This window comes from Luteibacter sp. GL_149 (assembly GCF_057834065.1).
Genome location: NZ_CM174395.1, coordinates 2,128,102 through 2,146,691 on the forward strand (window position 1 = coordinate 2,128,102; position 18,590 = coordinate 2,146,691).

The following is an 18,590-nucleotide window of genomic DNA, read 5'->3' on the forward strand; positions in this document are numbered from 1 at the left end:
ATGCTGGAAGGTGGGCTCTTCGGCGCGTCACCGCGCGGGGCGTGGAGGTGCGGGGCGCATCAGAGTTTCAGCGCCGCCTCCAGCGTAGCGGCCTTCATCAGTTGACCGAGCAGGTTGTCCTTGTCGCCTTTGAGAGCCCGCGATGCCAGCATCGATTGCTCGACCTTGAGCGTGGCGATCCGGCCGTCGTATGCGGCGATCTCGCTTTGGGCATGCTGCATTTCATTGGTGATACGGTTGAGGAAGCGCGCCGCCTCGTTGCTGTTTGCCGCGAGGGCGCCCTGACTTTTCTCAATGGCCTGACGCTGGGTTTCGATGAGCTCGTTGAATTTGTTCTGGTTGTCAGCGAGTCTTTCGAGAAGCTCGACGGACCGGTTGTACTTGGCATTCTCCATAAGGACGATCTTCGTGCAGACCTTTCGTTGCTCGTCATTGAGGTTGCCGCGAATATTCGGCATAACCATCCGGAGAAGATCGCCCACGGACAGGCCACCGGATCGGGGGCAGGATTCCTTCAGGCCCCAGTCCTCTTCGCGTTTTGGAAAATTATTCTTGGCTTCGAGCAGCGTGAAGTCGAGACGCTTCAGTTTGATAAGCTGCTGCTGGTAGTGAGCTATCTGGTCGGTGTAATGCTGGAGCTGGCTGCGGTAGTGCTCGGCCGTCGAGGCCCATTCTCTTGCCTCTACGGCCCATTGTTTGATTGTTGCCTCCAGGCTCGTCGGGTTGGTGACGATCCACTGGGCGCGGGAGGGCGAAGCACTGAACGCGATCAGCGTGGCGAGGGCTATGGTGGCAGTGCATTTCATCATGGGGAACTGTCCCTTGTTCATTGAAGATCTTCCTTTTCGTGTGCGGTCACGCGGCGGTCGTTGGTACGGATCGTTTCGCGGTATCCGACCTCGACTATTTGCCTTTGCCGCTGCCCTTGCGTTGGGCGTAGAACGCCTCGAGCCATTGTTCGGGACGAAGATCGGCCACGTCGATACCGTGCGTCGTTGCCTGGCTCTGAAGTACCGAATGCATGATTTCGATGTTGTCTGTCGACGCGGAAATCACCGCAAGCGCATCGTCCATGCCGCGCAGGTTTAACTGGCATACCGAGGATGTCTGGCCTTGCTTGACAAGAAACTGGCGCGACCGTTCGTCGAAGTTGACGACGACCTTGTATTCGGCTTCGGTAAGCTTTAGCCCGTCGATGTAGTCGGCCTTGCTGGCATTGGGGTTGGGCAGAAGGATCATCGTGGCGGTTTGCTCGATGAGTGCCGCCGCGATGTCGCTGGACAGCGCGTCCTCGGGACTCTGGGTCGCGAAGATGCCCATACCGTTCTGCTTGCGGATGGTTTTCTGTTTGTTCTTGGCGAATTCCTTCAGACCCCCTTCGCCATCGAGTATTTTCCAGAACTCGTCCATCACGTAGATCAGTCGACGTCCGTCGATCAGGGTTTCCAGTCGATGAAGCAGGTAATTGATGACGGGTGCGCGTACTTCCGGGTTGTCGATGATGTCGGTGTAGTCGAAGCCGATGATGTTCGCCTTCGTCAGGTCGACGGTGTCGACGGGATTATCGAAGACCCAGCCCAGCGAATTTCCGGCAGTCCACTTGCGCATGCGTACATACAGGCCGTCGTCGCCCATGTTGGGCAGGCTTTTCTGGAAGCTGGTCATGCTGCGTAGATGCATGGGGGTGTCGAGGATATTCTTGACCGCCCGGAAGATGTCTTCCTCCTCGCGCGGACTGTAGCGCTCCTTACCGGCAAGTATTTTTACGAGTCCGGCCAGGAACTGGACGTTGTCTTCGCTGCGCTCGCACTGGAACGGATTGAAGCCGGTGGGGTGGCCGTTCTCCAGTGCCAGATAGTTTCCCCCGCAGGCACGTACGAATATCTCGGCGCCCCGGTCCTTGTCGAAGAAGAAGATCGTGGGGGACGGATCGAATTTCTGAACCTGGCTCAGCAGGAAATTAATCAGCGCCGTTTTACCGGTACCCGATTTGCCGATGACCATCGTGTTAGCAATGGCTTTTTCCCCCAGCGATTTTTCGTCGGGAGCGGTCAGGTGGAAGTTGAAGTAGTACGGCTGACCGTTGATGGTTTGCAGGGTGGTGACGCAGTCGCCCCAAGGATTGTGATGCTTCTTTCCCGTGGCGAAGCTGTGCAGCGGCGACAGGCCAAGGAAATTGAGGGAACTGACGTTGGCAAGGCGGGTACGGTATTTCCAGTTGCCGGGGAACTGCGAATAGAAGGACGCCGTGACGGCCAGGTCCTCCTTGGTCGATACGAAGCCCGCGTTGGACAGTTCCGCACGCGCGGTGGCGATCTGCTGTGACAGCAGCTCCTGGCTCGGCGCATAGACCGCCATCGTGAAGTGGTACTCGCCCAGGACGAAGTTGCCGGAGGCGAGCTGATCCATCGCCTGATCCAGTTCCACGATCTGGCTGACGGCCTTGTCTCCCGATGAGATCATCATGCCCTTGGTGCGGTCGAGTGCTTTTAGTGCATCTTGCCGCCCCATGGGACTGAAGGAATGCGTGACGACGTACTCGAAGTCGAGATACTTCAGGCCGTTCAGGATGCCTGGATAGGTGCTGTCCGTGTATTCCTTGATATTGAGAAGGGCGCCGAAATGATGGCGGCCGTCGGGTGTGCTGACGACGAAATCGCCCGTTTTTGCGGAGAATCGGTGTCTGCTGAGCGGAAGGTAGTCGCATATGGATGCGCGCAGGACCGGCACAGGCTCGTCGAGGCGGTTCAGCAGATAGCTGAAAAATTCCAGTGCCTCGGAGAAGATCACGCCGTTGGCTGCCTCGTACATGCCGAGTCGTGCGGGCACGTATTCTCTGAGCACGGCTTCAAGATTTCCGGCCAGTTCCTGAATAGTGTCGATGGCCTGCCGCTGTTCGGCTTCCAGTCGTGCCGTGTCGCTGGATTTCTCGGCGAAGCGTTTGCCGGTGACGATGGGTCGATAGATCATCGTCAGATACAGCTCGTTTTGCATCAGCTTTTGCTTGGATAACGCGTCGTAGTAGGTGTCCGACAGATTCTGATTGAACGCCTGCCCGAACCGGCTGGCATTCTTGAGACTGCGACGGCGACGTATATCGTGGACCCAGAAGGCTACGTTTGCGAAGTCGGGTGCACGCAGGGTTTGCAGCATGCGATTAAAGGTGTTGTGTCGATGCTCAAGCTCCCATGCTTCCCGTCCCACGAAAGGAAGGCCGTTCAGTCGCCAGACCATCAGGAAGTCGCCTCCCGTCGTTTTCACGACGGTCGGGGATACATGGGTGGAAAGCGGGACGAATTCGCCGATGGTCTGGTCTGGACTGAACATGATTCTTCTGCCGTGTCATGGATGCGCTTCGACGCGTGGCGCCGTAGCGCCACGCGTTCACCTGGTTTTCTTGCCCGGCACGCGATAGGCGTTGGGGGTGAATGACCACATGCCATCGTGCGACCGGATGTTTCTTGCCCGCATACGGAACTGCATGCGCAACCCCATCAGGCGGAAGATCATCTCGTCGCGTCGGGCCATCTGACGCATGACGAAAATCGTCGGAGGGATGGCCAGCAGGAAGAGCATGTTGAAATACATGGCCGACAGCAGTCCCGCCCCCACACCGATGAAAAAAGGTATCTGGGGCACGCCCATAAACATCGCTGGCCGTGTGCAGCCACGGAACAACGCATCTTTATGCATAGTGCTGAAGTACCTGCATGACCATGGCCGTGCACGACGCCTGACCGGTGTCGCCAACAATCATCTTGGCGACCTGGGCGGCGGCTCCGACCAGTACGCCGCCAATAAGAATGGGCGCGACGTCGCCGACGCGCTTGTGCGCGAATGCGATCTGGTATCCGGAGAAGACGATCGCGACGGTCACCACAGCGATCGATGCCATGTTGAGCAGGCCGTTGATGTTTTTGAAGAAGCCGCAGACCTTCTGATCGGCGCCGGCGAATTCATCGGCGAATGCCAGTTCCGGGAAGGTGGCGACCGCGAGTAGTACGAGCGCTGCCATAAAGGCGGTGGTCATGTTGTGGAATTTGGTGATCGTGTCGTTGTTGAGCTCTACATCCATGTTGGATTTCCTCTTGCGGTTGATGGTGAAGCGAAAGTGTTGGTCGTTACGTGGCATGCCATTCAAGGGTCGATGCACGTAAGAAGGGTTGTCAGAAGACGAAGGCTCCGTCGCGAACAGGCTGATGGGAGTCAGCCCGGTCCGAGATCGATACGGGCGGTGGTGTCGGCATCGGTTCGCCGGGGCTGTTAATCAGGGGAACGAACGCGTTGCCGATGGCGTCGGCGGACGGTTCAATGCGTTCGCGCACTTTGTCGAAGGAGCCCGACACGGCGGACGGTTTGCCTGCATTCGCTAACGGCAACGGTGCTGCCACCGTTTCACTCATGGCAACAGTACGGATGGCGATACGATGTGCGCCGGTTGACACTTCGGGTTTTGGCGCCTTCTGCGGTGTGCGTGAGGCGTCGTTCTGCTGAAGCGGAATCGCCGCTACCGTTGAGGTGCCCATGGCTGGCATCTGGTTCAGCGAGTCGAAGATCTTCTTTACATAGCCGTCTCGATAGCCCGTAGTGAAGTTGCCGGAGTAGTAGCAGCTGAATGACTTTCCCCAACTACCTCCGGAGCGGGCGTAGCATTCGGCCAGTACCCGGGCACCCGCCGATACGTTTTCACATATATCGAAGGCTTTTTCGTAGCTGTCCAACCCGTATTTTCCGAGGTTGTAACGGTTGACCTGGGCAAGGCCCACGGAGAAGTTGTAGCCCTTTTCTTCGAGCACCCGCACTGTCGCCAGCGCTTCATCGAGGCTTTTTGGCTGCCGCTTCAGCGTGCCGCCGACCACGCCGATGGCATAGGGGTTATGTGCCGATTCGACGTTGACGACGTGATGCATCACCTGGGCCGGTACGGCCAGGTTCTGACATCCCATCATTTCCATGCCAGGCAGCATTGCGGTCTCCGTGGGCTTGGGTATCAGGCGACCGACGCTATGGCGCGATCGGGAGCGAAATGGATGCCGGATATGTAGCGTTGTCCGGCGTGTGCCTTGATGTGCACGACGATGTCGATGGTCATCATCAGCAGGCGCTTGATCGTGGCGAACTCCAACCCGGCGCCTTCTGTCGATGCCTTGATCATCAGTGCGAGCTGGTCCCACGTCTGTTCGGTGCTTCCTGCATGGCAACTGGTGATGGAGCCCGGGTGGCCCGACGCGCAGTTCCGGATGAAGTAAAAGGATTCGTCGCCGCGAAGCTCCGCCAGAATGATGCGGTCGGGCTTCATGCGGAGACAGGCTTCCATGCAGCTTTTTGCCGTGACGTTGCTAGCACTCTGGCCGCCTTTCGGATAAAGCAGGTGCACGACGTTCGGCTGGTCGATAAACAGTTCGCGCGCGTCCTCGATAGTCACCAGCCGCTCGTTGGCGGGGATGTGATTGACCAGCGATTTCATGAACGTCGTTTTGCCACTTCCCGTCGCGCCGGCAACCACGATGTTCTTCTTGCTGAGCACGGCTTTTCTGAAGAACTCGGCGTACTTTCGTCCTGACCGCAGCTCCAGAAGCTCGCGGTCGTCGTCGTTCAGGTTGCCATCGTCCTCAACGATCCGGTCGAAGAATCCGCCTTCCTGATACTGCGCGAGGGTTCGGGTTTGTCGCGAAGGCAGACGAATCGTGATCGACACCGTACCGGCATCGCAGGCGGGGGGAATCACGAACTGGGCACGCTGACCCGTCGGAAAGGTAAGGGAAACCACGGGATCGATATCGGTAATGCGCTGCCCGGTATTGCTCTCGTTGACCACGGTGGTGCAAAACTGTCGGGCACGTTCGAGCGTCAGTGTCGGCACCTCTACCCGCTGCCAGCAACCCCGGCATTCCAGATATAGCTCGCCGGGACGGTTGATGCAGATTTCCGTGACGTCGCTGGACCCCATGAACTCCCGGATGCCAAGTACGTCGTACTGGTAGTCCAGAAAGTCACTGGATACCTGCGCCATTGCTTCGTGGTTCATGTTCATGGGTTCGGTCGGGCTCAGAAGCGCGCGATCACGCCGCTGAAGTCGACGTCCTTCGCGACATAGATACTGACGACCGTGCCTTGGTTGATCGTAACCGTGTCAGGACGATTGGCGGACTGTTGGACAGCCTGGTTGGCCAGGTTTTGCAGCGTGGCCGCGGTATTGCTTTCAAACGGCGATTGCGTAATCACACCGTTGCTTATGCTGGTTTGCGCGGGACCGTGTTTCGCACCTTCGTATTTGAAGGCGTCGCTGAGCATGCTGATAAGGAGCGCTGAGCCGATACGGCTTCCCCAATGCGCGTTGTAATGGCCCGGGTGTCCGGCGCCACCAAGGTTGTCTACACCGGGGCTCGCCATATCGACATCGATGCCATTGGGTGTCACGACCCGATCCCAGATAACGGCAACGCGCGGACCTGTCGGCTCCATGCTGTATTTACCCAGGACCTTCGATCCTTTGGGAAGCAGCAATCGACGGCCGTTGAACGAATAAACGGGCTCGTTCACGACACAGGAAGTGAATCCCGGGATGTCGGTGACGATGCGGGTTTGCAGCACGCAGCGGATGAAGGTGCCGCGCAGCATCAGCGTGTTGGGGTTATTGACGGGTTGCGCCATGGACGCACGCGCTGCCTCGGCAACGCCGGTGCGGTTGTTGTCCGGTGACGCCTGCGTTGGGCTCTGAAACGCCGACAGGGCTTGCGCATAAGGGTCTGGCGCGGCGGATGGTGCCGCACCGTCACGGGTCATCATGCGACGTTCGAGCAGCGAGGGTCCGTATGGAGCGGTTTCGGAAGCCTGTACGGCCTGATCTCTCGGCTTTGCCGGTCCCAGAGTTACCAACGATGTCGACTCCGGCATCCGTGATGCCGACGTGCGCGTATCGGCGGTTGTTGTCGTTTTCGTTGTGGTCGTCGATGCGGGCTGGGAGTCGGACAAGGAGTCGGACAGTGGCATGGACGGTACGTCGACCGTTTCGTCGCGTACCTTGACCTTCTTTTCTTTCGCGCCATTCATGATGTTGGTCATGGCGAGGGAGGCACCGAGCAGCACCATCACGATCCCGCCGATCCACGTCCCGGCACGTAGACTCATGCGCCTGGAAGCGCTGGTACTTAGCCGTGGCGCGCTGGCGTCGAGATCGGTATCGGTCGTGGTCTCGATTGGCGATTTATAGATGCTTTCTACTGGCACCGTTTCGGTATCACTCCGGGTGTTCTCGGGGACAACATCTTCCTTGCCGTTGCCGCCGCCGTTGGACTGCTGGTTATTGCCGGTATTCATTTCGGTGCGTTCCTTCGCAGGCCTACGACGTCGTCACCGTGGCGGATGACAAGATAGGGATAGGTTCCATGGACAACGATGGTGTTTCCCTCGACGGTGGTATTGACCGCAGCATCGTCGTCGCTTTCGCGCTCACGCATAAAGACGGTCGGGAAGCTTCCCGTCGGAAACGTCTTCATGTCGCTCATCTTGATGTACGTGAACTTTCCGTCGTCATAAACGTTGGCAGGCACCAGCCATGGCGCTTTCTTGCCGCGCTTTGCGTAGTCGTAGTCGAAGTTGTAGCTTCGATCCTTCACGATCGATGCATTCAGTTCGGCTGGGCCTGCGCTACCTTTCGCATTCATTTTTGGCGAAAAACTCGCATCGGCCGGATAGGTAAAGGCGATTTTGTACTGGACGCCGGCACGCTTGGCCTGATCGAGTGCCTTCCAATCGGTTGCCACGACCTTCAGTTCGAAGATGTACGCATGCGTGGCCGTGCGGATCATCAGGTTCGTATCGACATCGACGTTTTTCGGCTTGATGTAGAACACGTTCTCGCGCCGAGTCAGCTCCCATCCATTGCTGAAACCGGTGCTGTAATCGAGCACCGTTTCATTAGGACTGAGTTCAATCTGCGTCGTGATACCCAGTCCGGTACTTACCGGATAGATGCGATCCTGCTTGTATTCATATGTCTGCACGGCTTGCGCGCTGGCCATCGACACCAGGCCCATGCCCATCAGGCACGCGGCGGTAAGAGGAAGAAAGTCTTTTCGAATCATGGGGAGCTTGTTCCATTGGCTGTGCTGTCCGGAGCTGCCGATGCATCGCTTCCGGGTACTTCTTCCAGATCGGAAAGCTCTTCACTGGTGCTGTTGATGGGTGTCGTTTCCGTATGGCCGAAGGCTTTGGGAGCTTCGACTTCCATGGGGGCTGGCGAAGAAAAATCGTTGTCGACCCGATAACTGGTGACCTGGAAACCCAGTGGGTTTTCGATTCGATTTTGCTCATCCATCTTCAGGTTTGGCTTGTATGCGAAGCCGAGCGTCGCGATCTTGCTATCCAGTGGCCGGATCGACCCTGTGCGTTTGTTGTAAATGCTTCGCTGGAATCTGACGGTGGCACCCTTGGGAGGCTGTGCGGGATCGCCGATGATCAGGACGATGCTCAGGATTTTTACGCGTACCGCCCGCTCACGGCCATAGAGATGATATGGCGCGTCAGGATTGGACGGCGCATGCAGCGCTCGATAGGGGGTGGCTACTTCGGGTGCGGACATAGTCAGGACGGTCGTCCAGTCCCGCAGATTCATCATGGCAATGTCGTATGCCTCCCTTGCCAGGATGAAATGCGCGATGTTGCTACGGTTGACGGCTTCGCTGGTCGCGATCCGGCGATGGGTGAAATCGCCCGTAAGGTTCGCCAAAGTGGCGGTGCCCGAGTACGCGTCCGCCATGACGATGTATGGGACTTTTTCCTTCAGCGGAAGTACGTAGAAGAGGCCGAACGCGAGCATCATCGCCATGGCAATAGCCGCGCCCGCGATCCACCACGCACGGCGCTCGCTTCTTCTGGCGATATCGGCCAGCGTGAGCTCGAAATTGACCGACGTGGCAACTGCCGCGTCAATGGCGGGACTGGTGGTATTCCTGGCAAACATTACTTCGTCCCCTCGGCCGGGGTGAGGACCATGTTCGGTTCAGAGATGCGTTCAGGATGGGATGTGTCGGCAGGAGGTTCTTGCACGACGATCTCGCTGCCGTTCGCTGTCACAGACAAGCGTTGCGCTGCATAGATCGCGTTCAGTTGAGCTATGGCTGCGTAGATGTTCGAGGTGCGAATGTCCGCGACGGGCTTGTAGAGCGTGTAGTCAAAAGCAAGCCGGTAGGAGAGCATCACGCCCGTGTCTTCCGCCCACCGCGTGAGCATGGCTTTCAGCGTTCCGTCCATGGGCGATGCATAAAAAACGTATGTGCTCGCCAGCGGAATTTCGCTGGGCGTTTCCTGAAATTGATTGACTGGCCGCCATCTTCCGCCGGGATCTTTTGCCGATGGCGTCGCACACCCCACCAGCAGCAGTGTCAGAAACAGAACAACGCCCGGTCGGGCCTGATTCGGAAAGTCCATTTTTCTCTGGTCTCGCGATAGGGTGGAAGTGTGACGATTGTTTTCGGGAAACCCGAAACGATGTATCTACGACAGATGTGACACAGCATAGTGTTGACGGGTAACGGTCCCTTACTGGCAAACGTTTGATGAGGCGCGTCAGGCCGAGCCACTGCCGCGCGTGCGCATCCTTGCGGAAACGGACGGGAAGTGTGAATAGGATTGAAGGCCCGTATGTCAGCCAGTACATGCACACGGAAGCGCGGCGAGCGGAAGAGTAGTCAGGTCGGCACCATGCGCAACTCAGACTAGTCTGAATTTTTCGACTTAATTAAACGAGCGAAAGGACTGCCGTATGCGTATTCGCTACATCCCTCCAGAAAAAAACGCAACGGCTTCACAAGAAAAGGCATAGGATCACCGTCTCGGCCGACGTAACTCAGGCCTGTAGAAGGCTCAACCTGAATGATTCGCGACGTACTGGCCTGGTTTGGGCTCGATGGGGCGTCGAAAAAACGCCGACGTACGTTGGAGCGCCGCGCGAAAGGTGAGTCCGAACCCGCTCTTCGTTCCGAACTGTTCAACGCCGACCAGTTGGAAGCGCATGGACAGACGCTGGCATTGCAGCACGAGCTGGCCGTGGGTCGTCTGCCGGAGCGGTTGCTGACCCGTCTGGCCGACAACGAACAGGTGCTTCTGGATGCGTGCCAGCGACTGACGTCGGCCAGTCGCTTTGGTCCCGGTATTACGCCCGCGGGCGAATGGTTGCTGGATAACCTGTATTTGATCGAGGAACAGGTTCGTATCGCGCGACTGGATTTTCCCAAAGGGTACAGTCGCGAGTTGCCACGGCTTGCAAATGGCCCCTCGCAGGGACTGCCGCGCGTTTACGACATCGCGCTCGAAGTCATTTCGCATGGCGACGGCCGCATCGATATTGGCGGCCTGAATCGCTTCATCGGTTCGTATCAGCGCGTCACGCCGCTGAAGCTCGGAGAACTCTGGGCTATTCCGATCATGCTTCGGCTGGCCCTGATCGAGAACCTCAGGCGCGTGGCGGTACGTGTGATGGTCAGCCGTACGCGTCGCCGCCGTGCGGCTCGCTGGGCGGATGCGATGACCGACATGGCGGGGCGCGATCCGAAGAATGTCGTGCTCGTCGTGGCCGATATGGCCCGCTCCAATCCGGTGATGAGCGCTCCCTTCGTCGCCGAACTGGCGCGACGTCTGCAAGGGCAGGGACCCGCACTCGCGTTGCCGCTCAGCTGGGTCGAGCAGCGGCTTGCCGAATCGGGGCAGAGTGTCGAGCATCTCGTCCAGGTCGAATCGCAGCAGCAGGCGGCGGATCAGGTTTCTATCGGCAACAGCATCGGCAGCCTGCGCGCCCTTGCCATGATCGACTGGCGCGATTTCGTGGAACGCGCGAGCCTCGTGGAGCAACGGCTGCGTGAAGATCCCGCGGGCGTTTACATGGCGATGGATTTTGCAACGCGCGATCGCTACAGGCATGTGGTCGAACGCCTGGCGCGACTGGGCAAGCGGAGCGAAGTGGATACCGCACAGGCTGTGCTGGATATGTGCGGTGCGAATCGCGATGGAGAATCGGTGCCGCTGCGACGTCACGTCGGCTATTTCCTCATGGATGGGGGACGCGTGGCTCTGGAGCGCCAGTTAGGTATACGGCCGCGTCTTGTGGACACCCTTCGTCGTGTGTTCGATCAAGCGCCGTTACCCATTTTTCTGGGCTTGCTGTTCCTGCTTACGGTGGCCCTGACGCGTACGCTCGTGGCGACCGCCGCACTGGTCGATGTTTCCTTGTGGACCATGTTGCCGCTGGGTCTGGCGGCATTCGTCGTCGCGAGTCAGCTTGCATTGAGTCTGATCAACTGGGTGGCGACGCTGACCGTCGTACCCGAACTGCTTCCACGCATGGACTATGCGAAAGGCATACCCGCCGACGCGCGAACCATGGTGGCCGTGCCGAGCCTGATCGGCAGCATCCGCGATGTGGAAGATCTCGTCGAAGCCCTCGAAGTGCGGTTTCTCGCCAATCGCGACGACTGCCTGCACTTTGCCCTGCTTACCGACTTTACCGATGCGGATACGCAGATCGTCGATGGCGACGAGGCAATCCTTCAGCGCGCGCGTTTGCGCATCGATGGCCTGAACGATCGTCATGCGACGCATACGGTCGACCGTTTCTTCCTGTTCCACCGGCCGCGCGAATGGAGCGAAACGGAACAGGCGTGGATGGGCAGGGATCGCAAACGCGGCAAGCTGGCCGATCTGAATGCGTTGCTGCGAGGAGAGGGCAGCGAACGGTTCGTGCTTATCGCAGGGGATGTGGCGGCACTGCCGCATGTCCGCTATGTGATCACGCTGGATACCGACACCCAGTTGCCTCGCGATACGGCGTGCCTGTTCGTCGGTGCGATGGATCATCCGCTCAATCGCGCCGTTTATGACGCCGGCAAGGGGCGCGTGGTTTCGGGCTACGGCATCCTGCAGCCCAGGGTGGGTATCAGTCTGTCCAGCAGCGCGCGGTCGCGTTATGCGCACCTGTATGGCGCCGATGCCGGTATCGATCCGTATACGCGCGCGGTTTCGGATGTATATCAGGATCTTTTCCGCGAAGGATCGTTCATCGGCAAGGGCATTTACGATGTCGACGCGTTCGAGAGCACCTTGCGCGGACGTTTGCCGAAGGAGCGGATACTCAGTCACGATCTGATCGAAGGGTGCTATGCGCGTTCGGGCCTGCTGAGCGATGTACAGCTCTTCGAGGAGTACCCAGCCCGATACGCCGTCGATGCCAAACGCAGGCATCGCTGGATCCGTGGCGACTGGCAATTGCTTCCCTGGTTGCTGCCATGGGCTCCCACCGAGGGAGGCCGCTGGCGAAAGAATGCGCTGACCGCGTTATCGCGCTGGAAGATTTTCGACAATCTTCGCCGAAGCGCTGTTCCGCCGGTGGTCGTTGCGCTGCTGGTCGGTGGCTGGCTGGGCATCGCGCCCGTGCTGGCGTGGACGCTTTCCGTGCTGTCGATGGTATTCGTGCCCGTGCTTTTGTCGGCATTTCTGGATGTGGTCCAGAAACCGCGAGGCGTCCAGCTGAATCAGCATCTGCATGCGGCGCTTCGCAGCGTCGGTCAGCACATTTCCCGCGTCTTGCTTACGATTTCGTGGCTGCCGCACGAAGCTTTCTATAGCCTCGATGCGATGGCAAGGACGCTATGGCGCATGGGCGTGAGCCATCGTCGCCTGCTGGAGTGGCAGGCATCGATCGATGTGGAGCGACGCAGCAAGGATGATCGCAACATACCCTGGCGCTCGATGTGGATGGGTCCGGTCCTGTCGGTTCTGACCTTGCTTACGCTTGCTGTCACGCGCCCGATGGCGATGACGGTCGCACTTCCCGTACTGGCTTTGTGGTTCGTATCGCCGCCTGTCGCATGGTGGATGAGTCAGGCGCGTACGACAACGCCGTTCGCTCCCACGACATCGCAGCGCAACTTTCTTCGCGCACTGGCCCGGCGTACATGGGCGTTCTTCGATACCCACGTTGGCCCGGCGGACCATTGGCTGCCGCCGGATAATCTGCAGATGGTGCCCGACGTCACGGTGGCCCATCGCACGTCGCCTACCAACATGGGCATGGCGCTGCTGGCGAATCTCGCGGCATGGGATTTCGGCTTCATCGCCACGGAGCGGCTACTGAAGCGTACGCAGGCCACGCTGTCCACGATGCAGGCACTTGCCCGTCATCGCGGGCATTTCTATAACTGGTACGACACGCTGACGCTCGAGCCGTTGCGGCCGTTGTATGTGTCGTCGGTCGATAGCGGAAACCTGGCCGGTCATCTGCTGACGTTACAGCCCGGTCTGCTGGCCATGCTTCACCGGCCAGTGTTCGAGCCATCGGCGCTGACCGGCTTGCTGGACACGCTCCACGTGCTGGAGGATTACCTGACCGACGACGGAAAGGTTCCGCTTTCCGAATGGATGCGTGCCTTGTCGGACGCGATCGGATCGCCGCCGGCCGTGGCGAGCGACGTACTGTCGTTGGCGCGGACGCAGGTGGATCGTCTGGATTCATTGGGCGCGTTCGTTGGCAGCGACGCATCGGACGATGCCGTCTTCTGGATGACGCAGCTTTCGGTGCAATGCACCGATATGCTCACCGAAGCCCAGATGTGGAATCTGGATCCCGTGGCCGACGGTACGACCACGTTCGTCGGCATCCCCACGACCATGCAGCTGGCGAGAATCGAGCCGCTTTGCTGGCCGGGCGACGCCAACGCGGAAGCAGTGCGCGAACGGGCTCATGCGCGTATCGCGGCACTCGACGCCACGGCCAGCATGGCGGGCGAACTGGCGTCGATGGATTTCCGCTTCCTGTACGACAGCGCGCGACATCTGCTGTCCATCGGTTACGACGTGGAACAGCGCCGGCTGGATGGCAGCTTCTACGACTTGCTGGCATCGGAGGCGAGGCTCGCCAGTTTCGTCGCGATCTCGCAAGGCCAGATTCCGCAGGACAACTGGTTCTCGCTCGGACGCCTGCTCACGACCAGCGGAGGCGAGCCGGTGCTGCTGTCGTGGACCGGGTCGATGTTCGAGTACCTCATGCCGATGCTGGTCATGCCCAACTACGAGGGCACCCTGCTGGACCAGACTTGCCGGGCAGCGGTGACGCGACAGATCGAATACGGCAACCAGCTCGGCGTGCCCTGGGGCGTATCCGAATCGGGATACAACGCGATCGACGCGCAGCAAACCTATCAGTACCGGGCCTTCGGTGTTCCGGGTCTGGGCCTGAAACGCGGATTGGGCGATGACCTGGTCGTCGCGCCGTATGCGTGCGCGCTGGCCATGATGGTCGATCCGACGGCGGCTACCGCGAATCTTCAGCGCCTTGCTCTGGCGGGCATGGCCGGTCGTTTCGGACTGTACGAAGCTGTCGATTACACGCCGGCACGGCTGCCCGTGGGGCAGGATGCGGCCATCGTCAGATCGTTCATGGCACATCATCAGGGCATGAGCCTGCTTGCTCTGGGGCATGCCTTGCTCGGGCAACCCATGCAGCGGCGCTTCGATTCCGATCCGCGTTTCAGGGCGACGAGTCTGCTGTTGCAGGAGCGCGTTCCGCGAACGGCGGTGGAATACCTGCACGCCATCGGATTCCCGGATACCAACGGTCACGCGACCGCCCCCGAGCCGCGCCTGCGACTGTTCACGAATCCCGACCGTCCGCGTCCCGCCGTGCAGCTTCTTTCGAACGGGCGTTATCACGTCATGGTCAGCAGCGCGGGTGGCGGTTACAGCCGTCGCCAGGACCTGGCGGTGACGCGTTGGCGCGAAGACATCACGCGCGATAACTGGGGCATGTTCTGCTATATACGCGATGTTTCGGGTGGCGAGTTCTGGTCGACGGCGTATCAGCCGGCGGTGCGCAAGACCGAACTTTACGAGGCGATTTTCTCGGATGCCCGCGCGGAATTCCGCGTCAGGGAGCGGTCGATCGACGCGCATACCGAGATCGTCGTTTCTCCGGAAGACGATATCGAACTGCGGCGCACGCGTGTCACCAACCTCGGGCGGACGCGACGTACCGTCGAGCTGACCAGCTACGCCGAAGTCGTGCTGGCCGATGCGATCGGCGATGCCATGCATCCGGCTTTCAGCAAGCTGTTCGTGATGACCGAGATCGTCGAATCGCTCCAGGCCATCGTGTGCAGCCGCCGCCCGCGTTCGAGCGACGAACATACGCCTTGGATGTGCCATCTCGTCGCGGTACACAATGCCGACATCGAAGAGATTTCCTACGAGACCGATCGCTCCCGCTTCATAGGGCGAGGTCGCAATGCCTCCCGTCCGACCGCCATGGATGCGGATTCGGTGCGACTATCCGGCAGTCAGGGTTCCGTGCTCGATCCGGTGGTGGCGATACGGGTACGTCTCACGCTTGAACCGGAACAAACGGCCACCTTCGATTTCGTGACCGGGCTTGGCGATAGTCGCGACGCGTGCATGCAACTCATCGAAAAATACCGCGACCGTCATCTTGCCGACCGCGTTTTCGATCTGGCGTGGACCCATAGTCAGGTACTGCTGCGCCAGGCTAACGCCACGCTGGCGGATGCCCAGTTGTACGAACACATGGCGACGGCCATCGTGTATCCGAACGCGGCAATGCGGGCGGCGCCCGAAATCATTGCCGCGAACAAGCGCGGCCAATCCGGTTTGTGGGGACAGTCCGTCTCCGGCGATCTGCCGATTGTCCTGTTGCGCATCGCCGACCTCGCGCGCATCGATATCGTCCGGCAGATGATCCGCGCCCATGCGTACTGGCGCATGAAGGGACTCGCCGTCGACCTGGTTATCTGGAACGAGGACAGCGCTGGATACCGGCAGGAGCTGCAGGACGCGATCATGGGTATGGTCGCCACGGGAAGCGAAGCGAGCCTGCTCGACCGGCCCGGCGGCGTTTTCGTTCGTGCGGCGCAGCCGTTGTCGAACGAAGATCGCATGGTGATGCAGGCGAGTGCGCGGATCGTCGTGACCGACAGCCTCGGCACGCTTTCGGAGCAGATAGAGCGGCACCGCTTCGAGCCGCGATTCCAGGCACCCGAACCCGCCCGGTTCCCCGGGCTGGTGGGGCCTTCGCCCAATGCCGCCACCGGTCCTGGACTTTCGGAACGTCTGACGCTGGATATGCCCGGAGGATATGGCGGCTTCACGGCGGATGGCAGCGAATACGTCGTCGTTCTGAAAGCCGGCGAAACGACGCCCGCGCCGTGGTCCAACGTGCTGGCGAATCCGAATTTCGGCAGCGTGATATCGGAGAGCGGCAGCGCGTATACGTGGGCGGAGAACGCGCACGAGTGCCGCCTTACGCCATGGCAGAACGATCCGGTCGAGGACGGATGCGGAGAGGCCATCTATCTGAGGGACGAGTCGACGGGACGCGTCTGGTCGCCGACGCCGTTGCCTGCACGCGGAGAAGGCGAGTACGTCACCCGGCATGGATTCGGCTACAGCGTATTCGAGCACATCGAGGACGGCATTCATTCGGAGCTATGGGTTTACGTCGCGCTGGATGCCTCGGTAAAGTTCCACGTACTCAAGCTTCGCAACGATAGCAAGACGCCACGGCAACTCTCGGTCACCGGATACGTCGAATGGATTCTCGGCGACCTCCGCGAAAAGACGGCGATGCACGTCGTGACGGAAACCGATCCGGTCAGCGGCGCGTTGTTCGCGCGTAACGCCTATAACAGCGAGTTTCCAGGCCGGGTCGCTTTCTTCGATGTGGAAGACCCGGCCCGGCGCGTCGGCGGGGATCGTGGCGATTTCATCGGTCGCAACGGCGACGCCTCGATGCCGTTTGCCATGCAACGGTCGCAATGGTCCAGCCGCGTCGGTGCGGGACTCGATCCTTGCGGTGCGCTGCAGCTGAGCGTCGATCTTGGGGTAGGGCAGATGCGCGAGATCGTGCTTCGACTCGGTATGGGCCGGGACGAGCGCGATGCGAAGGCGCTGGTGCAACGCTTCCGTCGCGAAGGCTCCGCCGCCGAAGCGCTCGTATCGGTGCGCGCGCATTGGCAGCGGGTGCTGGGCACCGTGCGCGTCGAAACACCCGAGCCTGCGCTGGACGTACTAGCGAATGGCTGGTTGCTGTATCAGGCCATTGCTTGTCGCTTCTGGGCGCGCAGCGGTTACTACCAGTCGGGTGGTGCAATCGGCTTCCGCGACCAACTGCAGGATTCCATGGCGATGATCCATGCCGCGCCCGAGCTTGCCCGGGCGCAGCTTCTGGTATGTGCCGCGCATCAGTTCGTCGAAGGCGATGTGCAGCACTGGTGGCATCCGCCACTGGATCGCGGCGTAAGAACGCAGTGCTCCGACGACTACCTCTGGCTGCCGCTGGCCACCAGCCGCTACGTGTTCGCGACGGGGGACACGTCGGTTCTCGATGTGCCGGTGGGTTACATCGAGGGGCGGCCGCTGCATCCGAATGAGGAGTCGTACTACGACCTTCCTTTGGTGTCGTCGGTCAACGAGCCGCTTTATCGCCATTGCGTGCGTGCCATCGAACACAGTCTTCGCCGGGGCATGCATGGTTTGCCGCTTATGGGCAGCGGCGACTGGAACGACGGGATGAACAAGGTGGGCGAGCGCGGGCTGGGCGAAAGCGTCTGGCTGGGCTTCTTCTCCTGCAAGGTACTCGAAGCCTTCGCCGAAACCGCGCGCGGTCACGGCGACAGCGTGTTCGCCGATCGCTGCGAAGCGCAGATCGCGACATTGCGCGACGCGCTGGAGGGACAGGCGTGGGACGGGGCATGGTATCGACGCGCTTATTTCGACGATGGCACGCCGCTGGGTTCGGCCACGAACGACGAGTGCCGCATCGATTCGATCTCGCAAAGCTGGTCGGTACTTTCAGGCGTCGCCGGCGACGAACGGCGCAGGAGGGCGATGGATTCGCTCGACGAACATCTCGTACGCCGCGATGCGGACCTGATCCAGTTGCTGGACCCGCCCTTCGATCGTTCGTCGATGGACCCGGGCTACATCAAGGGCTACGTTCCGGGCGTGCGCGAAAATGGCGGCCAATACACGCATGCCGCGATCTGGGCGGCCATGGCCTTTGCCGATCTGGGCGATTCCGCGCGGGCGTGGGAACTGACCCGGATGATCAATCCGCTCAGCCATTCGGCGGATCGCGACTCGACCGACATCTACAAAGTCGAACCTTATGTGATCACCGCGGATGTCTACGCGGTCGATCCGCATATCGGGCGCGGCGGCTGGAGCTGGTACACCGGATCGGCCGGGTGGATGTATCGTCTGATCCTGGAATCGTTGCTCGGCATTACCCTGGCATCGGGAAGCCTGCGTTTCGCCCCCGTGGTGCCGGGCGATTGGGAATCCTACAAAGTGACCTATCGGCACGGCACATCGGTCTACCGCATCGGGCTTCGCCGGTCGGCGCCCGGGAGTGCCCTCACGGTCAGCGTCGACGGCAAAATCATGGGAGACGGCGTGGTGGCGCTTCGCGACGACGGTGGCGAGTACCTCGTCGAGGTGGCCTACCCACCCTCGTAACGCCGCACTAACGCGGCGGGGGAGAGGGTAGACGTCGGATATTTCCGGCTTGTCGCCTTTGTGGAGCAGCG

At 60.2% G+C, this 18,590-nt stretch carries 11 protein-coding genes; 1 reads left to right on the forward strand and 10 read right to left on the reverse strand.

From position 1 onward, the window contains the following. Positions 1–59: 59 nt before the first annotated feature. The 10 genes from AC3IR3_RS09785 to AC3IR3_RS09830 all read right to left on the reverse strand — a co-directional run bounded on the left by AC3IR3_RS09785 (position 60) and on the right by AC3IR3_RS09830 (position 9,432). On the reverse strand, positions 60–830 hold the full coding sequence (locus tag AC3IR3_RS09785) for a hypothetical protein (RefSeq protein ID WP_489196690.1): 771 nt from the start codon (positions 828–830) through the stop codon (positions 60–62). Positions 831–903: 73 nt separating this feature from the next. Next, positions 904–3,327: a VirB4 family type IV secretion/conjugal transfer ATPase gene (locus AC3IR3_RS09790; protein WP_489196691.1), complete on the reverse strand. Its 2,424-nt coding sequence runs from the start codon at positions 3,325–3,327 to the stop codon at positions 904–906. Between the two features lie 57 nt (positions 3,328–3,384). After that, a complete protein-coding gene (locus tag AC3IR3_RS09795) occupies positions 3,385–3,693 on the reverse strand; it encodes a VirB3 family type IV secretion system protein (RefSeq protein WP_489196692.1) in 309 nt (102 codons plus the stop codon). Further along, positions 3,686–4,132, reverse strand: coding sequence for a TrbC/VirB2 family protein (locus AC3IR3_RS09800; RefSeq protein ID WP_489196903.1), 447 nt, complete (start codon positions 4,130–4,132; stop codon positions 3,686–3,688). The genes AC3IR3_RS09795 and AC3IR3_RS09800 overlap by 8 nt, the downstream gene beginning before the upstream one ends. A 34-nt stretch (positions 4,133–4,166) precedes the next feature. Continuing rightward, positions 4,167–4,967, reverse strand: coding sequence for a lytic transglycosylase domain-containing protein (locus AC3IR3_RS09805; RefSeq protein WP_489196693.1), 801 nt, complete (start codon positions 4,965–4,967; stop codon positions 4,167–4,169). Between the two features lie 23 nt (positions 4,968–4,990). Continuing rightward, the gene (gene virB11, locus AC3IR3_RS09810) at positions 4,991–6,028 is read right to left on the reverse strand and encodes a P-type DNA transfer ATPase VirB11 (RefSeq protein ID WP_489196694.1); all 1,038 of its coding nucleotides are present in this window, start codon (positions 6,026–6,028) and stop codon (positions 4,991–4,993) included. Positions 6,029–6,048: 20 nt separating this feature from the next. Continuing rightward, positions 6,049–7,320, reverse strand: a complete 1,272-nt coding sequence (locus AC3IR3_RS09815) for a TrbI/VirB10 family protein (RefSeq protein WP_489196695.1) — start codon at positions 7,318–7,320, stop codon at positions 6,049–6,051. Continuing rightward, positions 7,317–8,045 (reverse strand): TrbG/VirB9 family P-type conjugative transfer protein, encoded by a 729-nt coding sequence (locus AC3IR3_RS09820; protein ID WP_489196904.1) that lies wholly within the window; start codon positions 8,043–8,045, stop codon positions 7,317–7,319. The genes AC3IR3_RS09815 and AC3IR3_RS09820 overlap by 4 nt, the downstream gene beginning before the upstream one ends. Positions 8,046–8,083: 38 nt before the next feature. Beyond that, complete coding sequence (locus tag AC3IR3_RS09825) at positions 8,084–8,965, reverse strand: VirB8 family type IV secretion system protein (RefSeq protein WP_489196696.1); 882 nt, start codon at positions 8,963–8,965, stop codon at positions 8,084–8,086. Beyond that, positions 8,965–9,432, reverse strand: coding sequence for a hypothetical protein (locus AC3IR3_RS09830; protein WP_489196697.1), 468 nt, complete (start codon positions 9,430–9,432; stop codon positions 8,965–8,967). Before AC3IR3_RS09830 ends, AC3IR3_RS09825 begins: the two co-directional genes overlap by 1 nt. Positions 9,433–9,876: 444 nt before the next feature. On the opposite strand from AC3IR3_RS09830, the gene AC3IR3_RS09835 reads away from it, so the two are divergent. Next, entirely contained in the window at positions 9,877–18,519 is an 8,643-nt protein-coding gene (locus AC3IR3_RS09835; RefSeq protein ID WP_489196698.1) for a glycoside hydrolase family 94 protein, read from the forward strand. The last annotated feature ends 71 nt before the right edge of the window (positions 18,520–18,590 follow it).

Bases quoted from the DNA above. Each gene is read 5' to 3' on its own strand.
- AC3IR3_RS09825 (WP_489196696.1), bottom strand. From the start codon at position 8,965: ATGTTTGCCAGGAATACCACCAGTCCCGCCATTGACGCGGCAGTTGCC.
- AC3IR3_RS09815 (WP_489196695.1), bottom strand. From the start codon at position 7,320: ATGAATACCGGCAATAACCAGCAGTCCAACGGCGGCGGCAACGGCAAG.
- virB11 (WP_489196694.1), bottom strand. From the start codon at position 6,028: ATGAACCACGAAGCAATGGCGCAGGTATCCAGTGACTTTCTGGACTAC.
- AC3IR3_RS09830 (WP_489196697.1), bottom strand. From the start codon at position 9,432: ATGGACTTTCCGAATCAGGCCCGACCGGGCGTTGTTCTGTTTCTGACA.
- AC3IR3_RS09805 (WP_489196693.1), bottom strand. From the start codon at position 4,967: ATGCTGCCTGGCATGGAAATGATGGGATGTCAGAACCTGGCCGTACCG.
- AC3IR3_RS09820 (WP_489196904.1), bottom strand. From the start codon at position 8,045: ATGGGCATGGGCCTGGTGTCGATGGCCAGCGCGCAAGCCGTGCAGACA.
- AC3IR3_RS09795 (WP_489196692.1), bottom strand. From the start codon at position 3,693: ATGCATAAAGATGCGTTGTTCCGTGGCTGCACACGGCCAGCGATGTTT.
- AC3IR3_RS09790 (WP_489196691.1), bottom strand. From the start codon at position 3,327: ATGTTCAGTCCAGACCAGACCATCGGCGAATTCGTCCCGCTTTCCACC.
- AC3IR3_RS09785 (WP_489196690.1), bottom strand. From the start codon at position 830: ATGAACAAGGGACAGTTCCCCATGATGAAATGCACTGCCACCATAGCC.
- AC3IR3_RS09800 (WP_489196903.1), bottom strand. From the start codon at position 4,132: ATGCCACGTAACGACCAACACTTTCGCTTCACCATCAACCGCAAGAGG.
- AC3IR3_RS09835 (WP_489196698.1), top strand. From the start codon at position 9,877: ATGATTCGCGACGTACTGGCCTGGTTTGGGCTCGATGGGGCGTCGAAA.